Genomic DNA, 481 nt, shown 5'->3' on the forward strand with positions numbered 1-481 from the left:
GGCAGTGCGATTCTAGATAACCCTAGAGGCACAGCTTGTGGTTTTATGGTGCGTATTCATGGTGCTCTCTGCTATTTCACGCCAGGGGTTCCTCACGAATTTAAGACGATGGTGGCAGGGGAGATCCTCCCTAACATTCAGCAAAACTTCTCTTCAGTAAGCCAGAAGCAGGTTCATCGCATCTATACATTCGGCTTATCAGAATCTGGCATTGCCAATCAGATTGAAGCCCTAGACTTGCCCGTTGGCGTGTCGCTAGGGTATCGCTCGGCATTACCCTTTATTGAAGTGAAGATTTTCTACGGCGACGTCAATAAACAGATCAGTGAGTTTATTGCGAGTGTCGAGCAAGAACTGTCGTTAAATACGCTCTCGGTAAACCAAGAAGTTCGTGACTTTACGATTTCATTGATGAAAGAGCAGGGCATTGGACTTAATGTGTTTGATTATGCAACCCAAGGATATTTTCATCATTGGGTGT

1 pseudogene is annotated in these 481 nt (G+C 45.3%); it reads left to right on the plus strand.

The features are described 5' to 3' along the window. A pseudogene (locus AB4585_RS26910) lies at positions 1-481 on the plus strand (competence/damage-inducible protein A); the annotation flags it as partial.

It is taken from the genome of Vibrio sp. 10N.222.49.C9 (assembly GCF_041474985.1).
GTDB lineage: Bacteria > Pseudomonadota > Gammaproteobacteria > Enterobacterales > Vibrionaceae > Vibrio > Vibrio crassostreae_C.